Annotated in this window: 17 protein-coding genes; 2 read left to right on the top strand and 15 right to left on the bottom strand. The window is 38.1% G+C overall.

Going from position 1 to position 23,186, the window contains the following annotated elements:
- Positions 1-214: 214 nt before the first annotated feature.
- The 4 genes from QFZ31_RS15965 to QFZ31_RS15980 all read right to left on the bottom strand — a co-directional run bounded on the left by QFZ31_RS15965 (position 215) and on the right by QFZ31_RS15980 (position 8,627).
- The gene (locus QFZ31_RS15965) at positions 215-4,558 is read right to left on the bottom strand and encodes an alpha-amylase family glycosyl hydrolase (RefSeq protein WP_307304324.1); all 4,344 of its coding nucleotides are present in this window, start codon (positions 4,556-4,558) and stop codon (positions 215-217) included.
- 264 nt (positions 4,559-4,822) lie between these two features.
- Positions 4,823-6,097, bottom strand: coding sequence for a group II intron reverse transcriptase/maturase (ltrA, locus tag QFZ31_RS15970; RefSeq protein WP_307301545.1), 1,275 nt, complete (start codon positions 6,095-6,097; stop codon positions 4,823-4,825).
- 540 nt (positions 6,098-6,637) lie between these two features.
- Positions 6,638-7,666 carry a LacI family DNA-binding transcriptional regulator gene (locus tag QFZ31_RS15975; RefSeq protein ID WP_307311601.1) on the bottom strand — a complete coding sequence of 343 codons (1,029 nt, stop codon included), beginning with the start codon at positions 7,664-7,666 and terminating at the stop codon, positions 6,638-6,640.
- A gap of 403 nt (positions 7,667-8,069) precedes the next feature.
- Positions 8,070-8,627, bottom strand: a complete 558-nt coding sequence (locus tag QFZ31_RS15980; protein WP_307304327.1) for a hypothetical protein — start codon at positions 8,625-8,627, stop codon at positions 8,070-8,072.
- A 295-nt stretch (positions 8,628-8,922) separates the two neighbouring features.
- On the opposite strand from QFZ31_RS15980, the gene QFZ31_RS15985 reads away from it, so the two are divergent.
- Positions 8,923-9,198, top strand: a complete 276-nt coding sequence (locus QFZ31_RS15985; RefSeq protein WP_307304330.1) for a CC/Se motif family (seleno)protein — start codon at positions 8,923-8,925, stop codon at positions 9,196-9,198.
- A gap of 55 nt (positions 9,199-9,253) precedes the next feature.
- Here QFZ31_RS15985 and QFZ31_RS15990 read toward each other — a convergent pair whose 3' ends face one another.
- From QFZ31_RS15990 to QFZ31_RS16035, 10 genes are all read right to left on the bottom strand, one after another.
- The gene (locus tag QFZ31_RS15990) at positions 9,254-11,059 is read right to left on the bottom strand and encodes a carbon starvation protein A (protein WP_307304332.1); all 1,806 of its coding nucleotides are present in this window, start codon (positions 11,057-11,059) and stop codon (positions 9,254-9,256) included.
- A 157-nt stretch (positions 11,060-11,216) separates the two neighbouring features.
- Positions 11,217-11,954, bottom strand: a complete 738-nt coding sequence (locus tag QFZ31_RS15995; protein ID WP_307304334.1) for a LytR/AlgR family response regulator transcription factor — start codon at positions 11,952-11,954, stop codon at positions 11,217-11,219.
- Positions 11,947-13,713 carry a sensor histidine kinase gene (locus QFZ31_RS16000; protein ID WP_307304335.1) on the bottom strand — a complete coding sequence of 589 codons (1,767 nt, stop codon included), beginning with the start codon at positions 13,711-13,713 and terminating at the stop codon, positions 11,947-11,949. Before QFZ31_RS16000 ends, QFZ31_RS15995 begins: the two co-directional genes overlap by 8 nt.
- Positions 13,714-14,054: 341 nt before the next feature.
- Positions 14,055-14,375, bottom strand: coding sequence for a hypothetical protein (locus tag QFZ31_RS16005; RefSeq protein WP_307304336.1), 321 nt, complete (start codon positions 14,373-14,375; stop codon positions 14,055-14,057).
- 428 nt (positions 14,376-14,803) lie between these two features.
- On the bottom strand, positions 14,804-15,454 hold the full coding sequence (locus QFZ31_RS16010; RefSeq protein ID WP_307304337.1) for an MMPL family transporter: 651 nt from the start codon (positions 15,452-15,454) through the stop codon (positions 14,804-14,806).
- On the bottom strand, positions 15,444-15,875 hold the full coding sequence (locus QFZ31_RS16015; RefSeq protein ID WP_307304338.1) for a TetR/AcrR family transcriptional regulator: 432 nt from the start codon (positions 15,873-15,875) through the stop codon (positions 15,444-15,446). The genes QFZ31_RS16010 and QFZ31_RS16015 overlap by 11 nt, the downstream gene beginning before the upstream one ends.
- 144 nt (positions 15,876-16,019) lie before the next feature.
- Entirely contained in the window at positions 16,020-17,000 is a 981-nt protein-coding gene (locus QFZ31_RS16020) for a tRNA dihydrouridine synthase (protein ID WP_307304339.1), read from the bottom strand.
- A 290-nt stretch (positions 17,001-17,290) separates the two neighbouring features.
- A complete protein-coding gene (locus QFZ31_RS16025; RefSeq protein ID WP_307304341.1) occupies positions 17,291-18,079 on the bottom strand; it encodes an FAD synthetase family protein in 789 nt (262 codons plus the stop codon).
- A gap of 21 nt (positions 18,080-18,100) precedes the next feature.
- A complete protein-coding gene (locus QFZ31_RS16030; protein ID WP_307304342.1) occupies positions 18,101-18,919 on the bottom strand; it encodes a 2-keto-4-pentenoate hydratase in 819 nt (272 codons plus the stop codon).
- A 14-nt stretch (positions 18,920-18,933) separates the two neighbouring features.
- The gene (locus tag QFZ31_RS16035) at positions 18,934-19,407 is read right to left on the bottom strand and encodes a flavin reductase family protein (protein WP_307304343.1); all 474 of its coding nucleotides are present in this window, start codon (positions 19,405-19,407) and stop codon (positions 18,934-18,936) included.
- A 511-nt stretch (positions 19,408-19,918) separates the two neighbouring features.
- Here QFZ31_RS16035 and QFZ31_RS16040 point away from each other — a divergent pair.
- A complete protein-coding gene (locus tag QFZ31_RS16040; protein WP_307304344.1) occupies positions 19,919-21,214 on the top strand; it encodes an MFS transporter in 1,296 nt (431 codons plus the stop codon).
- 80 nt (positions 21,215-21,294) lie between these two features.
- On the opposite strand, the gene QFZ31_RS16045 is transcribed toward QFZ31_RS16040, so the two are convergent.
- Positions 21,295-23,100, bottom strand: coding sequence for a V4R domain-containing protein (locus tag QFZ31_RS16045; protein ID WP_307304345.1), 1,806 nt, complete (start codon positions 23,098-23,100; stop codon positions 21,295-21,297).
- Positions 23,101-23,186: the final 86 nt, after the last annotated feature.

A 23,186-nucleotide genomic window follows, 5' to 3' on the forward strand; every position in this document is an offset into this window, starting at 1 on the left:
CAGATCCATTGAAAAAAGAAGTGCAGGAATCGCACTTCTTTTTTCTCTTACCTGCTTCTATTTGTTTTTTAAGATTACTTAAGCAACGACCAGTGTATTTGCCTAATCTCTTCACACCCGCATGGTGTGAGTCCCTTAAAATCAAGAGGGTGCTTTTTTCTACTGTCTACTTGACATGCATATATCCATAATTCTTGGAGGAGAGAGACTCTTTTCATAAATTTTTAAAAATCGTCATTTGAATGGTTTTCGTAGCTTTGCCAATGGCACCGCCATCATTTTTAAAGATAGTTGATTTATTTTCGTCTGATGGCTCGATATGGATGGTCAATTTGTTTTCTCCTTCTTTTAGAATAATATTATAGGAGAAGGTCATGTCGTCTTTTATTGTTACTGGCTCGCCATTAATAGTGAGAATTCCATCTTTAATGGCGTTCCCCTGAAGGGTGATGCTGTCCGCTGTGACGGATTGCCCATCCGTATGAGAAGTCACGACCACTGGCATATCAATCCAACGAAGGATTTTATCTTGAACCACCATTTGGTTACCACCTTGATTGGTTACGACTATAGAAAGGTCAGTTCCCGTTGCTCCGTAACCATAGTAACTTACGTCATCATCATTTGGGTTTAATGAAGTGTGATCTGCTAAACCTTCTTGCTCCCAAGAGCCATTTTTGACGTATTTGTAAGTAAGCACTTCCCCTTCCTGTGCTTCGATTGTATACTCATAATCATTTGTGACTGCGCCGCCGCGTGTCATTTCCCACGCGCCCGTATTCCAGCCATTTTTCGTTCCTGGCATTGTAATGTTGATTCCCTGTGGAGTGTACGCTGGTGCGTTGACTTTAAAGGTCACTTTAACGGTTATAAGTTCAGGCGTCACGGCAACAGCGTTTGATGTAACTACATTCCCAGCCTGATCATACACGTGTACTTCGTAGGAATACAGCTTTCCATTCGAGACATTGATATCTTTGTAGGATTGCTTGGTTGGATCAAACAACATATCGATGATTTCACCATCGCGGACTAAGGCAATCATATAGGGATCGTTCACACCTTCCAGCTTCCATGAAAGATTGACCTGTCCCGATTCCTGCTCTGGCTGATCTAACGTTACTTTATCAGCCGGATCAATCGTATCTTCCCCTTTTGTAAAACGTACCTCCTGCGTTTCACTCGTGATCCAGTTTCGGCCAAGATCGGTTGAAAAAGCAAAGCGATATTCATAGTTACCTTCTTTTAATGGCAGGAAATTTCCACTAAAGGCATTTATGGATTCCTGTTGATTGATATAAGAAGCCTTATAGGTAGTCCAGTTTTCATTACCAGGTTGCTTTACTTCAAGCTTTGCCTGTAAACCTTCCATCTGACCAGTTTCTGTTTCACCTTGTACAAAGATATTCGCTGTGACCGTCTGCGGCTTCGAAAGGTCAATGATCCCCGTTTCAATTGATGTTACGTTCGTAATCTGGTGATTTCCATCTGTTAACTCAACATGTGGAATAACGGCATTCTCTGTTGCTGCTTTATCAGAAGGATTCCCGTTTTTATCAAGTGCTGCTACGGCAAAATAATAGTTGCGGCCATTGTCTAAACCATCGATGGTTACCGTATTCGTGGACGTTTCCTTTACTTTTTTATAAAAAGCGCCAGAAATCGTTGTTTGATAAATAGCATACTTAGCTGCATCACCTTCCCACTTTAAAGTGGCCGAGCGGCTCCCTTCTTCAATGGTTAATCCCGTGACGGCAGCCTGACGTTTCAGATTTTGACCCTTATCAGACACAAGCATGCGCCCGCTCATGGCTGGAATTGTAACTGAAAGCTTTCCATCTTTTGATACAGTTGTGTACTTTCTATCAAGCTGATCTGTTAATTTCACACCATTAATTAATAAATCTTCTAATTCGAGTTCAATCGTCTGTTCTTCAGTACCTCTGTTTGTCAAAACAACCGCAAAGTTCTTTTTGTCTGAACGGGAGAAAGCAAGCACATCGCCTTTTGCATAAAGATGGTTTAAATCACCGTAACTGAAAAGGTCATGATAGGTATTTCTTACTTTTCCAATTGATTGATAATGTTTTACAAGCTCTGTGTCCTCGTTACCCCAAGGATAAGTTCTGCGGTCATCGGGGTCCTTCGACCCTGTAACACCCGCTTCATCGCCGTAATAAACAGTCGGCGCACCAGCATAACCCATTTGCAGGGTCGCGGCAAGCTTTAGGCGCTGAATTCCGAGTTGATGGTTGTAATTTTTATCGTACTCTGCACGTTCAAAAGAGTCGGTTCCATTACCTAATACAAATGCTGCGCGAGGGGTATCGTGCGAGCCCATTAAGTTCATCAGGGAGTAAAATGCTTCTTTCGGATAATCTTCATATACCGCATTCAACTGATTTTCTGCCCCTTCGGCATTTCCATTTTTCAGGTAATCGATAAGAGCACCGCGGAATCGGTAATTCATAACGGAATCATATAAGTCGCCAAGGAAATATTCAGAAGCATCATCCCAGATTTCACCTAGAATCAGCGGTTCATCTTTCTTTCCGGTCTTAAGCTCATTACGGAATTCGCGCCAAAATTCTGTATCGACCTCGTTCGCAACATCTAAACGCCAGCCTGTTGCACCCCGTTTCAGCCACGATTTAGCAACAGAATCATCATCGTACATCATGTAGTTAGCAAACTGCTTATTATTTAACTCTGATGGATAGTCCACCGCTTCTCCGGGAATCGATTTGATTTCCGGCAATGAATCAAAGCCCCACCATGCCTGGTATTTATAAACTCCATCAACCTTCACATTTTCAATGTTAAACCAGTTGTGGAAACCGTATGGGCTAAAGGTTTGTCCTTCTGCCTTTAATTTTTCTTCCACTTGTTTCTTTGCCTCTTCTTCTATAACTCCTTTATTGACAAGGTCATAAATCGCTGACCAGTATTCATAAGCACCAACCGTTTCATATTTTCCATAACGGTCAAAATAGATGGAATCGTCACCGACATGGTTAAACACGCCATCTAAAATTAAATGCATTTTCCGTTTCTTTAATTCTTTTGTGAAAGCCTCAAATTCTTTTGGAGAACCAAACATTGGATCGATTTCCTTGTAGTCTGTCGCATCGTACTTATGGTTCGATGATGCATAAGCGATTGGGTTTAGATAAAGTGTGTTGACCCCTAATGATTGAATGTAATCGAGTTTCTTTTGAACTCCAGCAATGTCACCACCGAAGAAATCGTTGGACCAAATTTCATCTCCATTATAGCCTTCGGAAGTAGCTTCACGAGGGTTGTCCGGAAGTTCGCTCCATTCTTGATGTTCAATTGGCTCATCACCGCGTGCTGTATCTTTGGCATCGTCATTTTTTTTATTTCCATTGAAAAAGCGATCCGGAAAAATCTGATACACGACCGCTTCCTTCATCCAATCTGGCGTTTTGTAGGCTGGATCAAAAACCGTTAATTGGAATAGAGAAGCATTTGCATCAGAAGTTGTCCCTTTTCCACCCTCAGTAATATCTTCACCGTATTCCTTCTGAGATTCTCCGTCACGTGCAATAAATTTATATCCATAAACGCCCTTTTCTTCCGGCTTTATATCAGCTTCCCAAAACTCTACTGGTGCAGCATTTAGCTCAACCCATCCGGCATATTCCATTTCCACCATGATGGTATTACCAGTGTTGTAGTTTTTTAGCTGAACCCTTGCAGCGGTTAAATCGCCTTTCTTCGCTTGGAGTCGAATCTTGACCGTATCCCCTGCCTTTACTGCCCCAAATGGTGACCTGTAAGATCGATCCCAAGTGTCGTGAAATAGCTTATCTCCTTGGACATTTCCATCTGGCAAACCAGGATCATAATCGGTGTACACTTCCTTTGTATCATGGTTATAGAAGAATGTAACTATCGTGTCTTTTACTACATTCAGAACAAAGTTATTGGCTGGATACGCTGGAGCAGACCAGTTGTTCCCAAGGACAAGCTTAAATTCATGCTTTCCTTTCGGCACTTGTGCTGAATAAGTGTAAATGTTGTCGAGGTCTTCATCCTTTAAAATAGCAGTTGATTCACCTGGCGCCCATTCTCCACCAGCGTTCAGCTCAGGCTGGATATCTCCTACAATCCTTGGTTTCTGGTCGTCTGGCAGCTCTACAGGAACAGAAACTTTGTGGGTAACATCATCATAAATAAACGTGACTTGTTTTCCCTTATCCAGAGACAGCTTATAATTATCGCCGCCAGGAACCCCGTCTACTCCATAGTTTTCATCCCATGAACCATTAATCGCAATTTTATATTCATAGTTTCCTGCAGGAAGCGTGCCTGTCAGCTTGTACTTTCCATTTTCCTGAAGGGTCATTCTTGTTGAGGCATCAGCCGGATTCCATTCACCTGACCCGCCAAGTTCATCCTGTAGATTCCCCACTAGCGTTACCACACGTTCTGCGGCGTTTGATTCAATTGGATTAATAAATCCAAGAGCAATCGTTTGCGCAAATAAAACCAAAAGAGTTATGAAACTTATAATCTTTCTCGATTTACCCTTCATACATTCAACTCCCTTTTAATTTGTTTTTGGGCAAGCGTTTGCACAAATAATTGCAAACGCTTCCTTAGAATGTATTATCTCATTATCTGTATTTTCCAAAGAATAGGACATTTCTACTCATTAAGAGGTTTGGTTATGGGTCTTTATGCTTGTTTTTGGTAAAAATAAGCAATTCTAATTAAAATCGAGTAGAGGGAAAATAAGTTGATTATTTTCGCCCCTCTCACACCACCGTACATACGGTTCCGTATACGGCGGTTCAATTTATATTACAGTGTGTACTTTTAGATAATGTTCTGAAGCAGAGGGAAGTCCCCTCTGCTTTAGTCTTTTGTTTGAGATTGCTCTTTGGACAACTTTTGATAGTCCAATGTACCGGTAACCTTTTCGACAGAAGGTTAATCCTTTCGCTTCTTCCTCCGGAATCCCTAATTGAATAAGCGATTTAATTTGTTTTCTAGGTACCTTCCATTGCTTCCAAATGATGACTCTAATTCTGGAGCGAAGCTTCTGATCTATCTCACTCATTGCTTTTTTCATATTTGAGATTCTAAAGTAATTAACCCACCCAAGTATGACTTGTTTCAGTTTTAAAATTCGGAAGTCTAGCGGAACACTCCAGTTTCGCTTTGTTAATTTTCGAAGCTTCCTTTGAAACTTCTGTATTGACATAAGATGGGGTTTTACTTGATACCTCTTGTTTTTAGTATCGTAATAAAACCCGAATCCTAAGAATTTTAAATCTTTTGGGCGAGATATTTTGCTCTTCTCCACATTGACTATTAATCCTAGTTTTCCTTCTATAAATCTCACGATTGATTTCATCACTCTGTTTGCTGCTGCCTCACTCTTCACAAAGATGAGAGCGTCATCAGCGTATCTCACGAACCTCAGCCCTCTTTTCTCTAGTTCCTTATCGAGTTCATTTAACATAATATTACTCAATAATGGGCTAAGGTTCCCTCCTTGCGGAGTCCCGACTGGTGTTTCTTCATATTTCCCTTTCACCATGACTCCACTTACTAAGTATTTTCTGATTAGCGAGATGACATCACCATCATCTATTGTGTTAGCGATAATTCGCATGAGTTTATCGTGATGGACTGTATCGAAGAATCTTTCGAGGTCAATGTCTACCACCCAATCGTGTCCATCATTCAGAAATTCCAAGCTTTTTATAATAGCCATCTCACAGCTTCTTTTTGGTCTAAAGCCGTAACTGAATTCACTGAATTGCTTTTCAAATATCGGACTGAGAGCTTGATGAATAGCTTGTTGAACTACTCTATCCACTACTGTTGGTATTCCCAACTTGCGCATCTTGCCATTTTCTTTTGGGATTTCCACTCTTAAGGCAGCCTGTGGTTGGTATTTTCTTGTTCTGATGCGCTGACGTAACTCATCCTTGTTCTCTCTCAGATATTGCTTTAGTTCTTCGACTGTTACTCCATCGACGCCACTTGCACCTTTATTTTTATAGACACGCAGGTAAGCTTCATTCATATTTTGATTACTTAGAATCTGTTCTAAAAGGTTCACACTCGTTTCTCCTTTCCTCTCACGTAGTAAGTGATAGCTCCATTTTGGTTATCCGTTTGAGATACGCTCATACTTTCTCCATTAACACATTCGGAGTACGTCACTTACGCATTCGTGGTGTTGAAACACTATAAATTGTTCAGCCCTTCATGAATAATTTCACTACTATGGCTTCTGCTGACTTCTTGCGACTAACCTTTTTCGACTGTACTTCCGTACATCCGCAAGACCTCCCAGGGTAAGACAACTATCTTTCCTCTTTTACTCGCCTGATTTACTCTACAAAGTTACGCACATCTTTTGGACTTTGACTTGCTATGGAGCCTCATCCCTTTATAAAGCCTTAGTATCAGATTTCTGTACGTCGAGCCAAGATTTTATTCCACGCTTCCTCCAGCCCTTATCTCACGATAAGTACCTTGCGCTTCCTTAGTGGTTGGTCGATGTGTACCCCCACAGTGGACTTTCACCACCTAGATAGTTGCCATGCCTGGCACACATAGGAAAAGCCCCTATTAAAATTAGGGGCTTTCGTGGATTTTACTTGTTTTTTAGATGGCAGCATGATGATCTTTCAATTAATTTATGGGGAATGATGATACGCTTTATTGGTTCGTTACTGTTTTCAATCTTTTGAATCAAGTTCTTTGACGCTTGATAGCCAAGATTAAATATATTGATGTCAACAGATGTTAACGGGGGCTTCACCATTTCTGAAAGAAGTACGTTATTAAAGCTGACAATGGAGATATCCTCTGGAACGCTGATTCCTAACTCATCTAGTGTATTCAAGACACCTAAAGCCATAAAGTCGTCAACTACCACGAGGGCAGTAGGTGGATTTTCTAGTGACATGAGCTCCTTAACAGCTTCTTGACCGCCTTCACGTAAAAATTCTTCATGAATAATATATTCATTTTTCAATTCAATACCAGCATTTCGTAATGCCCGTTCATAACCAAGTAACCGCTCTACCGTTACCACAAGCTCAAGACATCCACCGATAAAGGCAATTTGATGATGGCCCTGCATGATTAAATGTTCGGTAGCTTCTTGCATGGCACGAAAATTATCGTTATCAACATGGGTAATTTCTTCTACATTTTTATAAGGTTTACCAATAAGGACAAATGGAAAATTTCTTTTTAGTAAATAGGAGATAATTTTATCCTCCACCTTAGATTTTAGTAGAATCATCCCATCTACTCTTTTTCCCTGAACCATTTCAACCACTGCTTCAAGTGTTTCCTTTTCTGATTTTCCAGTTGTCATATGCAAAGCGTATTTTTTTTCATGTGCCCCTTCACTAATTCCTTGTAATACGGTTGGGAAAAAGGGATTCTGAAATACGACATCTCCTGAACTCGGCATGACAAGCCCAATGGTTTGTGTCGATTGACTCGCAAGACTTCTTGCATTTAAGTTTGGATGGTACCCGAGCTTTCCCATTGCTTCATTTACTTTACGCTTTGTTGCTTCACTAATTCTGGGACTATCGGCAATCACTCTTGAAACTGTTGACGGAGCAACATTCGCAAGCTTTGCAACATCCTTAATTGTAACCGCTATGTCTAACACCCCTCTCGTAGGGAGTTTGATGGAATTCTCATATACTATTATATAACGATAATGACCCAATCGGAAATTGTGAGACACTCTCCCGCAAAGAATTAGCCTTTTGTATCGCCTTACTAAAATCTTCATAACTAATAGAAGAAGCAGGCTGCCCATTAACGGGTTCCTGCTTCTTCTTTTATAACTATCTACAAGAAACACCCAACTTGTTCAGAGTGTATGTGACAACACATGGGGTGCTTTTGTTTTGATGGATTTAATATTTCCAAGAAAAAAATTGCTCATTGGACGATGAATAAATTTCAGTTGATTTCTTAATTCACTCGCCCCTCGAAATCCTTTGACATATATCTAAAAAAAGAGATGAAGAGCCTTGAACGAACGTAGTCCTAAAACTTTAGAAATTTTTCACAAGTTTAATCTCATCATTTTTTGAAATAAAACCACTGATACTTTCTACTTTTTTGTCTATTTTTAAATGATCCTCGTTCTCTATCACATATTTCATAAAAGAACAACAAAAGAGCTTACGTGCTATTCTTCCTTTTTCGCCTATTAAATTGAACCATCCTTGTCCAACATAAAAAAGGTTCGTTAGCATTTTATCAACAATAAAAGATATTCGGTCACTTTCTTCATTTTTTTCAAATTCTGTTTTCGAGGAAAGAGCCAATACAAAATAGTTTTTAAACTTATCTAATTCAAGTAGTTGAAGATGGTACCTTTCATGGTGCCTCCTATTAAATTCCTTTAGAACCGTTTTAATACTTTTGTCAACATCTATATCATATTTACCAGCTTCTTTCAAAGTCGTTATACGGGAATTAAATATAGACAGTGTCATGATATAATGTGAAGCATAATTTTTTGGATCAAATGATTCTTTACCATTTTGCTTTTCATCGACCGGTGCAACAATAAATTTTTTATAGTCATCAAAAAACTTTTCGTTCATACGGTATACCTTCTTTCATAAATGGATTGGGCTGGATGAATAAAATGATTCTGATCCTTTTCTTGGTTAAAGGAAGGTCTTCCTGTTTCATAATCCTTTGTCACAACAACTTCGACGAACCTGAGATACTAGTTGTTATATATATTCATTTTTAAAAATTAAAATCCTGCTTTTTCTTGCATGAAACTACATTTTTCACTATTTTTAATCAAAAAGTCCCATTCCTCGAGTATCTAATGGTCTATAACAAACTACTATATTATACTTAATGAAAGAACAAAGGGGGCGAAAAGCGATGAATGTTGAATTGGATACTGAATCAAAACAGTGGTTAAAGTCAAAAGGCAATCAATTGACCGTAAAAACCCTTGAGGTAAAGGCTTGTTATGCTCCAGGTATTCAGGAACTAGCTGCAGTCCCTGGAAAACCTAAAACGTTAAATCAATTTAATGAGGTTATAATCGATAATTTATCTATCTATGTACAAAAAAGTATTAGAGGCAAGGAGAAACTTATACTTAAATTATCTGGTTTCGGTTTCTTTAAATCTATTTCCGCAAAGCTTCAATGAGGAACCCCTATAAAAAAACAGCACCCATTCATTTAGTCGAATGGGTGCTTGTTATTTATGCTACTTCTTTTTCCGATTGTTTTACTAATACATTTTGTGGAATTTTCCAAAACTTAATCCATTTGTTTATTGAAGTAACCATAATTACTATACCAAGGATCAGCATAACAATGGATAGAATACCGTTTAAAACACTGAAACCAGCATTATCGGCATTGAAATAGACGTTTTTTACCATCCAGTAACCTGCAACCATCACGGTTACAAATAAATATGCTAGAGGGATTAGACATGTCAGCATGTACCAGCGCTTTTCGGCAATCTTTAGGACTACTGTTGCTCCGACAATCAGTCCGATAGAAGCCATTAATTGGTTTGATACACCAAATAGTGCCCAGACGGAGCTGATGTCCCCTGAGAAAAGAAGATATCCCCAGACGAAGCAGGCTAATGCACTGGCAAAGATATTTGCTCCGAGTGAATCTGTACGTTTTAATGGTTTAATAAAGTCTCCAAGGAAATCTTGAATAAGGTAACGAGCAACCCTCGTTCCTGAATCAATCGCAGTTAAGATAAAGACAGCCTCAAATAGAATGACAAATTGATAGAAATAAGATGCTAATTTTGCGAAAAATGGAACTGCAGTGAAGATGTATGTCATCCCTACTGCGAGGGTAACGGCTCCACCTGTTCTTCCTTCAAGGTCCATTCCCACCTTTTCTTCCAGTTCGTTAAGGTTAACCGTTTCCATTCCAAGTGTTGCGAATTTCTCTGGTGATGAATTGATTGCAAAATAATCCCCTGGCTGTAGAGAGATGGCAGCAATTAAAGCCATAATTGCCACTAAACATTCAACAAGCATTGCTCCAAAAGCTACACCTTTAATGTCGCTCCAGCGGCTGACCATCTTCGGTGTTGTACCAGAACCAACGAATGCGTGGAATCCTGAAATTGCTCCACAAGCTATTGTAATCGAGATAAATGGCCAAACTGGACCAGCAACAACAGGACCGCCGCCATTAATAAAATCTGTAAATGCAGGAAATTGAACTTCTGGGTTTACAATGAATACCCCAACGATCAAGGCCGCGAATACCCCAATCTTCATAAATGTACTTAAATAATCGCGTGGTGCGAGCAATAACCAGACTGGTAATGCTGCTGCAAAAAAAGCATAGATAGGTAAAATAAGAGCAAGCGTACTCTTTTCAAGTGTTAACAAATCTCCTAACCATGTACCTTGAATGTTTGGTCCCCAAACGATTGCTGCCATGATTAAAATGAAACCAACAGTTGTAGCGAGTTTTAAATTGCCGGTCTTTTTATGATATAATCCAACTCCCATTGCAATCGGAATGGTGATTCCAACTGCGAATGTTCCCCATGGGTTTCTTTCAAGTGCACCCAACACAACCATTGACAGTCCAGCCATAGTAATGGTGATGATGAATAACATCGCTAATCCTGTACAGAATCCTGCTACAGGACCGAGTTCTTCCTTTGCAACCTCTGATAAAGATTTTCCATCTCTGCGCATTGATGCAAAGAGAACGACCGTATCGTGGACAGCTCCACCAATTACTGCACCAATTAACAGCCAAAGTAGGCCTGGTAAATAACCGAATTGTGCTGCCAGAATTGGACCAACTAAAGGGCCTGCTGCAGCAATCGCAGCAAAATGGTGACCAAATACAACCCATTTATTTGTCGGTACATAATCTTGACCATCTTCTAATTTCTGAGCAGGTGTCGGCTTTGAATCATTAAGCTTCAAAACCTTTGCCGCCATAAATGTGCCATATAAACGATAAACGATTAAGAGGATACATATTGAACCTACTACGATTGAAATCGCATTCATTTTTTTATTCTCCCTCCATTACTTCTTATATACAATCATTATCTTACAAAATGAAAACGTTTTTATTTCATTTTCAAAATAACTTGCACAAATGGGAAGGTGAATTACAAAAAACAACTGATGAAATACAATAACTGGCAAATAAAATCCAAAAAATTTAAAACCCTAACATCTGCTTCAATTCTTTTACATAGGTCCGGCTTACGGGAACTTTTGAGTCGTTTTTCATGATTAAATTATAGGTAGAGTTAAACCAAGGCTCTATTTCTACTATATGATCGATGTTTACAATGAAACTGCGGTGGACGCGAAGAAATTCGGTGTTAGGTAACTTTTTCTCTAATACAACGAGTGCCTCACTTACTGTGTACCTTTGGTCCATTGTTTCGATTGTGCACTTACCCTCACTGGATTCTAAATAAACAATGTCAGCATTGGGTAGTAAAATAATTCTTTCATCGACAAGGACGGCAATTTTTCCATTTTGGAGGTTTTTCTCAGAGGAATAAATGGGAAAATCCTGATCTCCAATTTTTTTCATCTTTTTAATTTTTTTCAGAGTTTTACCAATCCGTTCTTCATCAAAGGGTTTTAATATATAATCCACCGCGTTTAATTCAAAGGCCATAAGGGCAAATTCATCGTAAGCTGTAGCAAAAACCGTCGCTGGAGCCGGGTTAAGTTTTTCTAATTGCTTCGCTAAGTCCAATCCGCTCTCATCAGCCAGTTCAATATCTAAAAAGACAAGATCTGGTTTTAGCCCAAGTATATCTGCAATGGCATCCTCGACACAGTCACTTTCACCTAAAACGACTACCTGCTTGCTGCGTAACAGCAAGTATTTTAATTCATCTCTTGCTAAAGGTTCATCATCCACTATGTAAGCTTTAAGCATTCAGATCAAAAACTCCTTTATAATCGTGCGGAATGGAAATTGTGACTGTTGTTCCATGGTCCACTTGACTCTCAATAGTTAAATAGGCTTGACCATTGTAAATTCCTTTAAGACGTTCATTTATATTAAAAATAGCTGTACCATTTCCTTTTTTAGAATCTACGATTTGCTTCCCTAACACTTCAATCCTATCTCTAGGAATGCCCTTTCCGTTATCCGTAACAATAATCTTCAGTTGATTACTCTCGAAAAATATCCGGATGGTGATTTTCCCTTCAGATTTACTTCGGGGAAAGCCATAATGAATTGCATTTTCCACCAATGGCTGCAGGGTAAACGGCGGAATCAGCAGCTCTTCAAGACCTGGTTCAATTTGAAAATCTACGAAGTACTTATTTGGAAAACGGGTCTGTTCCAAAGATAGATAAGCCCTGACATTTGCCAATTCCTTCTCCAGCGGAAGGAGCATCTGCCTGGCTCCTTGGAGATTTCCGCGAAAAAATGAACTGAGCTCCAACAGTAACTTCCGAGCTTTATCTGCATCTGTTCGACAAAGTGCTGAGATCGTATTGATACTATTAAATAAAAAGTGCGGATGGATTTGTGCCTGTAAGGCTTTGATTTCTGCATCTTTCAATAGCTTCGTCTGTCTTTCTGCTTCTGCAAGCTCCAGCTGTGTAGAAAAGAGATTAGCAAGTCCTTCCGCTAATTCCTGCTGCACCTTATCTAATTTTTCCGGCTTAGTATAGTACATTTTTAAAGTACCGACGATTTTATTTTTAACCTTTAACGGCAGCACAATGGCTGCTTCTAAAGGACAATCATGATGAACGCAGAGAATCTCTTTCTTCGATCTTGCTATTGAAATATTGCCGCTTTCAAGCACTTTTTTTGTCAAACCGGTCTCCGGTTTTGACTTAGGGATATGGTGGTCTGACGCTGCGCCGACATGAGCTAGGACTTGATGGTCATCTGTAACTGAAACCGCATCAGCATCGGTTAGTTTTAGCATAATTTCCGCTATCTCCCCGCAGGAATGGATATTCAAGCCTTGTCGAAAATATGGCAGGGTTTGATCGGCAATAAGAAAGGCCAGGTTGGTTTGATTTGCACGAGTAACCTCTTTATCACGTTTAATTGCTCTAATTATGAACATAAATAGCAATGTACCTAATCCATTGCCAAATATCATCGGTAAGCTAATAAACTCTACAAGGCTCCATGCTTGTTCAAACGGTTTAGCAAAAACAAGAATGAGTAACATTTGTACGGATTCCAATATCATGCCTATCATGACAGCAAAACCTGCAGTAATTTGTTTTCCCATAAGTTTTCTTTTTCTTCCAAAGTAACCTGCAATAATCCCAGCTAAGATAGTAGAAATTGCGCAGGAAAATGCGGTGAAACCGCCAAGCGTGTAACGATGAATTCCAGCAATCAATCCTGCACCAACACCAACAATTGGGCCTCCAAGCAAACCACCTATGACAACCCCCATCACTCTTGTATTTGCCAGCGCACTCTCATGTTCTAATTCAGAAAGCCACGTCGCTCTATTAATAGAATTATAATGAACTTCAACCCCTGTATAATTACTAATGATCCCGAAGGCACCAAAAAGTAAAATAAGCAAGATTCTCTCATTTGTATTGTGTTTGGTTTGAATAATATGACGAAATGACTTCATTTGCGAAAGCAAAAAAGCCACAATGACTATGATACCGACCTTTTCAAGCATTAATGCTGCTAAATTAAACATTTTCACCCATCCTTTAGTGCGGTCCGTGGCACCCTCAGAAACCCGTAAATACTTGGAACTAAAATGGAAGTATTTCAATATAGTTGATTGCCACCATATAATTAAAAACAAAATAGCCCAACTTAAAAACTCAATTGGGCTATAAGCTATAATACCTTGGAATCCCCTCAACGGGGAAGTTGTATTTGAAGAGTCGATCCTATTATAACATTATTCTACTAGATTTAACTAAAGATGATTATTATTTTGGGGAGATAAGAAATGAAAAGATTATCTGGAGATATTTTGCAATTTGTTACATAAGAAGGTATTGATAATTATAGAATTTATAGCATAAAACATTAGCCAAAATACACATTTACCCTCCCTTCTTTTTGAGCAGTTGCCAAACAGTTTTCGATAAAATCCTGGATTTGTTTTAGATCCCAATCTCTTTCTGATAGGGATTTACCGTTTCCATACAATTGATTGTAGGTATTTAATGCTTTTTCAAGTTGATTAATTGAAAAGGTGGAACTTTTACCTGACCCGCTAACTCCTGCATAGAATTGATTTGCGTCTAGTAAGCTGTAAAGGATGGTAGAATTATGGTTCCCCATGCTAAAACGAGCGTAAGCAATTTCTTCTCCTGTATTATTGAATCCTGATATATCATGACCCATTAGTGATCCTCCTTCATAATTTTATTAGTCTTAGGAAACTTATAAATGAGTATATGTTTACATGGTTACCACTCCTTTCAAGTTTTATTAGTAAACTATTGGAATAAATGGGTGTTACGGCAGGAATATGTGAAGAGTCAATATGGAGGTTGTTCAATAAGATGATCATAATTTGAAAGTAGAATTTACTATTGGGGGTTTTCATAAACACATTGTTTTAATGGGGAAATGATGGAGGACAGAAACATCAAAAATTTGGAAGTGTAATTTTTTATTATCGTTATTCTCATTTTTCTGCATCCTATTTGATAGAATAATATCACATTAGACCTTAGATAAATTCACTCTTTTCAAAGGCTTTTCTACAATTCTGTGAACCTCAAAGGAAAAGCCGACTTCCTTTTTATAACAAGTAAGTCGGCTTTTATTTATATTACTTTTTCCTCTAAATTTAAGTCAGCTTTCTTTTTTCTAGAGAATAGGTTCACCAAGGTATCTGGCAGGGCGATCATAGCTGGTAAAAAGAGAGGAAGCAGTACAAAGCAAAGTACAATCAGTCCTGTAATGACCGCTATGGCCAATTCAGATAAAAGGATGATTCCAGAAGGCATAAGTGTCGCAAATGTGCCTCCAAGGATGATGACTGCAGCAATAATGACACCGCCTATATGTCTTGAAGCCGTAACAATTGCCTCCTTCTGCGACATATGAGGGTATTCTTTAAAGCGCATCATTAAAAAGATACTGTAGTCTACTCCCAAGGCGACAATAATGATAAACGAGAAGAAAGGAACAAAGGAGGAAATCCCTTCAAGCCCCTGCAAATCTATAAATATATAATTTATGATGAACATCGCCGCATAGTAGGAACCTAAAAGCGATGCCGTTATGAAAACTGGTGTCCAGAACGACCGAATAATGAAGAACAGTACCAGCAAAACTCCGATAATGACAATCGTCGTCGATCTGTTTAAATCCCTGCTTAAAACATCATTCATATCTTTGGTTGTAGCACTTGGTCCAGAAGTGCCAAACTTAGCATCTGAAAGATCATTGCCCTTCAGTCCATTAGAAACCACACATCACATCAGGATACTTCGACTGATTGATTTTAGTTGATATCGGGTCATCTCCTGTTTTGGAGTGTTCACGCATAATATCACTTGCAATTTTCACCATGCTTTTGAAAAATATATGCCCTTCAGACCCTAACAAAGTGTTTTCAAATAACACAAAATGGTCTTCGACATAATCAACTAGAAACCTAAAAGTGTCAGTATTCGATTTTTTATTTCTGCTAATAATCTCTTCAGATAAATGATAAATAAAATCTCTTAACAGACTGTACTTATCTTCATAATAACGATAAAACGTAGTCCGATGAATCAATGCATCATCACATATATCTTTTATCGTGATTGAAGAGAATCTTTTCGTTTGCAACACATGTATAAAGCTTTGTATAATTTGGCGTCGTGTCCGTTCAGTCGTATAGTGCATCGTACACATCCTTATATAGGTTTTGGGTATTGTTAAATTTCAAATACGTACTGTGTACTGGTTATAGGCTCAATTATAGTAAAAGACTTTTACTATAACAAAAAAGAAGGTCTTGCCGGCAAAAACCGGAAAGACCTCCTTCTACTATTCCTCTGTCCCATCAACATTCTTTGTCCCAAAGTTATCGAGTAATGCACGCACTTCACCAGTTGATTTCGTGTTCATCAATTGATTCCTTAGTTCTGCAGCTCCAGGGAATCCTTTGACATAAATTTTGAAAAAGCGGTGAAGCCCTGTGATGGAACGCGGCAGTACTTCCGCATATTGATCTTGAAGATCAAGCTGCAGTCTTAAAAGGTCAAGGTATTCTTTACTACTATGCTCTTTTGGCTCTTTTTCAAATGCAAAAGGATTTTTAAAAATACCTCGCCCAATCATAACGCCATCAATATCATATTTTTCAGCAAGCTGCAGCCCAGTTTGACGGTCAGGAATGTCTCCATTGATTGTTAGCAGCGTATTTGGTGCGATCGTGTCACGTAATTTTTTGATTTCTGGAATTAGCTCCCAATGTGCAGGTACTTGGCTCATTTCCTTTCTTGTACGTAAATGAATAGAAAGGTTCGCAATATCCTGTTTTAAAATATGCGTTAGCCATTCCTCCCACTCCTGAACTTCTTTATCGCCAAGTCGTGTTTTTACACTGACAGGCAGTCCGCCTGCTTTTGCTGCTTGAATAAGTTCTGCCGCAACGTCTGGTCGCAGAATAAGGCCGCTGCCTTTTCCTCGCGATGCCACATTCGGTACAGGGCAGCCCATATTAATATCGATGCCTTTAAATCCTAGCTCTGCCATCCCAATACTCATTTGACGGAAATATTCGGGATTATCTCCCCAAATATGTGCCACAATTGGCTGTTCATCTTCTGTAAAAGTCAAACGGCCACGCACACTTTTCATGCCCTCTGGATGACAATAGCTATCCGAGTTTGTAAACTCTGTAAAAAATACATCTGGTCGACCAGCTGCACTTACTACATGGCGAAAAACAAGATCTGTCACATCTTCCATAGGTGCAAGTACAAAAAATGGTCGTGGTAAATCACGCCAAAAATTTTCTTTCATATATATATTCAAATCCTCTCATCATCGGTTAACTGGTCAATCCCTTATCCCAAAATTAAAAAGCAGAATGTCTCTGCCCTTTTACACTTATACCATGATTAAGCACTTTTTATCAAATTGGTAAAGAGATTCGAAAAGAAAATTGGAAGAACACTGGACTTACAAGAGATTAACAGGAAAAAGACCCCAAAATCGCAAAAGTATTTTTTCACGAAATCAGGGTCAGTTTTTTTTTGGGATTATTAACGCTTCTAGGAGACTACAATTAACATTAATCAAAGGCTGAATAATCAGCTTGGTATTGTTTTTAATTGCTCAACCCATTCTATCGTCAATAAATTGGGTAGTATCGACATTTCATGATGAATCTCAATATATTTTTTACACTTTACAGTTGCAACACACTCAATAGAAGAATGTCGATCTTCGATCAATACTTTATAACTACCAACATTCGGTAACGAATAATTTGGTAGGATACCATTCTTTTGACAATACTTAGTTTTGTAAAATCCCCCCAGTAAATTGGGTAATTCACTAAGCTTTCTTTCTATCAAGTGCTTCCGAATCAATGTCGAACTAATTTTTTGATTATTCCACGTTAGCTCCTCAACAACCGTTAGGCCTACTTGATGTGCAGCAGCATAATCTGCCAGTGTTTTAACGGTACCACTTGCTTTTGCACCATATGTGTAGTCAAAACCACAAATAATTTCCTTAGCATTCAAACCTATAACATAATCATCTAAAAAATCGTTTGCTTCTACTTTAGCTAATTCCTTTGTAAATTCTACAATATAAAAAATATCCACTTGAAGTTTTTCTAACTTTTCAATTTTTTGTTCTAGTGGCTCAAGATATGAGATTGCTATGTCCGAACATAAAACACTTTTGGGATGCGGAAAAAAAGAGAGAACCGCTAGTGATAAATTTTGTGCTTTTGCTTTTTCTTTAGCTGTTTGAATTACCTTTTGATGCCCTAAATGCACACCATCAAAGTAACCAAGTGCCATTGCTACATTAGGAGATGACTGTCTAATCTCTTGTAAGTTATTAGCATTCACATAGATTACCTTCATTGCGATTCTCTCCTTTTTCTTTCATCTCGCTAAATTTTGTGCTGCTTTATAAATTAAATCTTCTTCCAAAATGTTAACGTTTACTTTTCCAAGTATACCGAAATCAACTTCGAATTTATCACCTGTTTTAAAGGTAACAGCTTTTGATAGCGCTCCCGATAAGACAAACATGCCAGGCTCGATAGAAATACCAAAGGCACTCACTTCATTTGCTAACCAAACAACCGCATTGAGTGGGTTCCCTAATACAGCTGAGCTCGTTGCTTCGTCTAAAAATTCACCATTTTTCTTTACAATCATTGGAATATTTGTAATGTCTTCAATGTCTTTAAGTAGTGTCCGCTTTTGACCTAAAATCGCACCGGCGGAAGACCCATTGTCTGCCACTGTATCCTCAAATTTTATTTTCCAATTCGCAATGCGGCTGTCGATTACTTCGACTGCTGGTACTACAAAGGCTGTTGCATCAATTACATCTCGCACCGTCACTTGTGGCCCTTTTAACTCTCTATTAAAAACAAACGCAATCTCAAACTCTACCTTTGGTTGAATAAAAGACTCAGCAACTAAACCATCTGCCTCGTCAAATACCATCGTATCTAAAATACAGCCATAGTCTGGTGAATAAACATTCAACATTTCTTGCATCACTTTACTCGTTAACCCAATCTTTAGTCCTTTCACTGTGGCCCCGTTTTCAATCTTTTGACGAATTTGCTCTAGTTGCACTGCATAAGCCTCAGCAACAGTAATATTTTCATAGGTTTCGGTTAAGGGCGCAATTGGCTGTTTCGTACGTTCCGCTTCAAGCAATACTTCAGCTATGGTTTGAATATTCATAGACAATTCTCCTTTTAGGACTTAACTGTTTCTACCTCTATCAATTGACGATATTTACTCTTGAAGAACAATAACGGATCTTTATCCTCAAGCCGTAAATCTACTACTTTACCAATGAATAATGTATGGTCACCCTCTATATGTTCTGATACGACTTCACATGCGATTTGAGTGATAGCCCCTTTTAATACTGGCAGCCCAGCTAACGTTTCAAATTCAACTACTTCACCAGGTCTCCCAGCAAAATGACGTGAATAATGCTCTTGATCCTCCGCTAAAATATTTACTGTATACTTTTTAGATTGTGAAACTTTCTCTAGAAATTTTGCTTTATGTCCAATAGAAATTAAGACAAGCTTCGGATCCAATGATACTGACATAAAACCGTTTGCTGTCATTCCATGTGTTTCTCCCTCGTTTTCAGTTAAAAGAACTGTAACCCCTGTCGCAAACTTCCCCATTGCATTTCTAAATAAACGATCATCCATCCCAATTCCCCCATTCGTAATCGATTGATTTAATCATAATTGAGTTCATTTAAAATTATCATTGTATTTTTTATTGAAAATTCAAATAAAAACAATAAAATTTACACAAATCTATATTTGAATTTTCACAAGAAAAATTTTCAGAAAAAGTCAGATTTATCAATATATCGGAATGTCAAAAGTTTTGCTTTTTGGAACTGGGATTCTGTTACTTCTTTTTTTGTTCTCCGGCAAACAATAATTAACTATCAATCTTTTTTTCTTGTCAATCTCTTTTTTATCAAATAGAATTCATTTCATGGAAGATTCGAACTCCGGATTTTCTGATAAGATGCTAAAGTTTTTTAAAAGTATGTCTAGTAAAACATTAGGAGGTGTGAAATGATTTTTTTGAAAACGCTAACATCCACCTAAAGAAAAACAGTTACCTTAAAAATTTTCGGAAAAATCTGATAATATTATCATGAAATGATGTGGATGAGAAAATACGGTAATTCAAGGGGGATTTTACATGCGTTGGGTTGTATTAGGATTTCTATTCTTGCTATCTGTTTTAAACTATACGGATAAATCAGTTTTAGGATTAGCCGCAGAACCAATCATGTCTGAACTAAATTTATCTTACGATCAGTTTGGTTTAGTGGGAAGTAGCTTCTTCGCTGCATACGCTGTCGGAAGTATTGTTTTAGGTACATTAACGTATCGCTTCAACTCAAAATATTTATTAATGATGATTGCAACTGGTTGGACAATTTCATTAGCAAGTGCTTATTTTGTCGAAACGTTACCACACTTAATTTTACTCCGAGTTGTCTTAGGTTTCTTCGAGGGTTCTACGCTTGGTTTTTGCCTAGTACACCTTGCACGTTGGTTCACTAGTGCACAACGTGGTGTCGCCACAGCTATTATGACTTCTGGTACAACAGTTGGTACGTATTTAGCAGCACCAATTTTAGTTATGGGGATTACAAACATAGGTTGGCAGCATACTTTCGCAATGTTAGGAGTAGCAAGCCTTGCATGGGCACTCTTCTTCTTCTTTATGAGAGACGAACCAAAGCAGCCACTAGCCGAGGACGTAAAATCTTTAGCTTCTAACAAAGAAGTACCTTTCAAGTATATAGTAAAAGTATTAATCAACCCTTATGTATTATCAATTTTAGTTATAGGTTTTGTATCAATGTGGATTACAACTTGGGTTCTTACATGGGCACCAACTTACTTAACACAAATCGTTGGTCTTAAGCAGCAAAGTATGAGCTTAATATTCGCTGGAATGGGCATTGCTGGTACAGTATTCGCAATTTGTGCAGGAAAATTTACAGACGTCTTATTCAAGAAAAATAAAAGCCTTATCAAATCTTATGACCGTGTATTAGTTACGGTATTACTTGTTGGTGCTGCCTCTTACGCAATGACAACCATTGTATCTTCACCAGTTTTAGCATGTATTTTCTTAGGGGTAGGCTTAATAATGAACACAAGCTTATTACCGTTAAATGCTGCGATTAAAACGTTGATCATCCCGAAAAACTTAGTAGGTAGTGTAACAGGTATTTCATTAGCGATTGCAAGTATGGCTGGTATAATTGGTCCATGGATTACTGGTTACTTGATCACACTTGCAGGTGATGACGTTCGCTCTGGCTTCAACGCAGGTGTGTTAGTTATAGTTAGTTTATATATTGTGTCTGCAATCGTGTTATTAGCTACACGTAAATTAAAAATTACAGCAACTGAAAAAGAAGACGCAAGTCGTGCTGCTGAAGAAGATCAAATGAACTTAGACATTGTTGTAGAGCAATAAATTCAACAAGGGCTTGCTCGTGTAAAAGACTGTAAACAAACTCAATAAAAAATGAGTTTGTCTACAGTCTTTTTTGTTTTTTATCTTGCAAATTCCTCAAAGTTTAAGCTATCCGACAATATTAGCGCCTGAATAACTAATAAAGTATACGCTGCTGTTGACGCGTTTTTCAGTGAAATTTGCAGCTGTTCCTCAATTTGCTTTATACGATATTGGATACCGCCGATTGATAACGTCAACTCATCCATCGTTTCTTTTAAGCGTTGGCTATTTAATAAATAGACGTAAAGCGTGTGCAACAATTCCTTTTTACGTGGATCATCGAAATTGTATAAATCTTTTAACGTCTTTTTCGCCATTTCATGCAGCTGCTCAATGCTCATGTTCTTAACGATATCCCCAAGCATACCTAAATCTTCGTATTCCGTTAGCAGCTTCTGGTTTGGAAAGCGCTGTGCGACACGTGCCTCTTGTAAAGAACGTTCGAAATCTTTAAAGTTGCTAAACGTTCCGCTAAGCCCGATTGAATATTTATAATTGCTATTTTGCTTTTCCATCTTTTGAAAAATTTTCGTGATTTTCTTTTGCCAACCCTGCCTATCGCTATTTAGCGAGTTTAGGAGAGCAATTTCCTCCCCGAGAACTGCAAAAATACATGATAAATCCCACTCTTTTGCCAGCTTAGATAAATCTGTCAGCTGTTCATGAATGTCAATAATTTCATGATTTTTCTTTTTCTTTTTTACACTAATAATACCTGTAGAAAATGGAGGCTGAAACTTAAACGGCAAAAATTTATAGTAAGATTCGATATCTTTAATATTTCGATTATGAATTAAGCGCTCTAATAGTGAGCTGCGCATACGTTGCTGCTCTTCAAACTGCGCCTCTTCGTATAAAATACATAACGCCACGACCGTTGAAATACGTTCTAAAAATAGGTGGTCGTTTTCATCCATATGCTTTTCATCAAAGTAAATAAACGAACAAGTGCCATAACTTTTTTTATTAATAAGAACTGGTGCTGTCAACTTCCAGTATTTATCTCCCTTGTAATTCGAAACGTTGTGCTTATCGACAAAATGCGATAATTTCGCCTTATCTTTTTTTATTACTAGCTGTTGTTCCTCCGTTAAACCAACTTGACTTAAATTAGTGCCGTGAATATCCTCAATCAAAATCGGGATGTTCACCAGCTCGTATGCAGCCTGTACAATTTCATCCATCGAATGCTTATCTGTAACTTTTTGCGTGAGTTGGCCATGAAATATTGAAATCTTTTCAAGCATCTGCTTATGATGCAAAAGTGCATCATATGTCATTTCAAGCTCGGATAATATGTTGTCGTTTTGATATAGGTGAATAAGTTCTTCCTTCTCATTTAGCCAATCGCGCTCCAATCGAACTTTAAACTCGCAGCATGGATCACCTTTTGCGACGCATTTATACTCAACTGCAATAATTGACTCGCCAAACTCATATGTCAATGCACCACTTGCAAAGCCGCATAACATATGACAAACACATTCATCTGCTAAACCGTAATTTTTAAGGTGTAATGCTGCTTCGAATGATTCTACCCATTGCCCCCACGTATCGATACATTCAACTGTGCCGTCCTGATGACGCACAATTTCCCCCTTGAAAATAACATCTTTTACGTGACCTAAGCGCGAATGTCTTTTACCGACAGGATTCACCGAGTTTTTATTTTGGAAATTATTTTTGGCTGATTCCATCCCAAACTCTTTACCAAATCGGAATAAAAAGCCTTTCGTTTTATGAGATCCAATGTTGTTAAATAAATTGTTTTTTAATGTGTGGAAGGCATTTGCCGACATTAAAATATTTTTCGTTTCGCTAGAATCAAATGCAATTTCACTCATTAAAATCACATCCCCCTTCGTATTCACTATATTACAAAAAGGAAATCCTATTTTCAATAAATTTTAAAGATTATTACTATTTATAC

Origin of the sequence: Neobacillus niacini, assembly GCF_030817595.1 — a bacterium.
Taxonomy (GTDB): Bacteria; Bacillota; Bacilli; order Bacillales; family Cytobacillaceae; genus Neobacillus; species Neobacillus niacini_G.